This is a genomic window from Facklamia sp. P9177, assembly GCF_050409585.1.
Taxonomy (GTDB): Bacteria; Bacillota; Bacilli; order Lactobacillales; family Aerococcaceae; genus Facklamia.
In genome coordinates this window covers 1-588 of sequence record NZ_JBNUPE010000050.1, presented here as the reverse complement: position 1 = coordinate 588, position 588 = coordinate 1, and the positions used below count along the sequence as shown (strand labels likewise).

Genomic DNA, 588 nt, shown 5'->3' with positions numbered 1-588 from the left:
TTGACGAATTGTCCAATCAAATGCAACACCGATAGTAAGAAACTAAAAAGTTCTTCTTTAGGTGGTTTATATTTTATACCTTTCCTTGGTCTATTTTTCATTAACTCTAAGTTATAGTGTAAACCATCTTTACTTACTTTTGACAACTCTAGACTTTTAGGATAAAACTCTCTTAAAAGCTCATTGCTGTTTTCATTTGTACCTTTTGCCTAGCACACTAAGGATCATAGAAATATGTCTTACAGCCTAATTCCTCTTCTGTTTGCTCAAATTCTGAACATTCTTCGCCTCTGTCAAATGTTATTGTTTTTACAAGATCTTTTAGCGCATTAATGATTGCCGATGTGACATTTTCCGACTTTCTATTTTCTACTAATATTGCTATGTAATATCTGGATCTTCTTTCTGCCAGTGTTACAAAACAATACTTGCTTTTTCTATGTCTCTCTTTTCGTCTACGAACCTTAATGTTTGAAGAATTGCTTTTTATTTCTCTTGAAATTGTACTAAGAGATCTTCTTAATGTTTTGGCAATTTTTATGATACTCCTTCTTAAATTTAAAATTGATAAATACAAGATCTCTCTTC

At 31.1% G+C, this 588-nt stretch carries 1 pseudogene; it reads right to left on the bottom strand.

The window, feature by feature from the left end:
• Window positions 1-217 precede the first annotated feature (217 nt).
• A pseudogene (locus ACQV18_RS09400) lies at window positions 218-588 on the bottom strand (hypothetical protein); the annotation flags it as partial.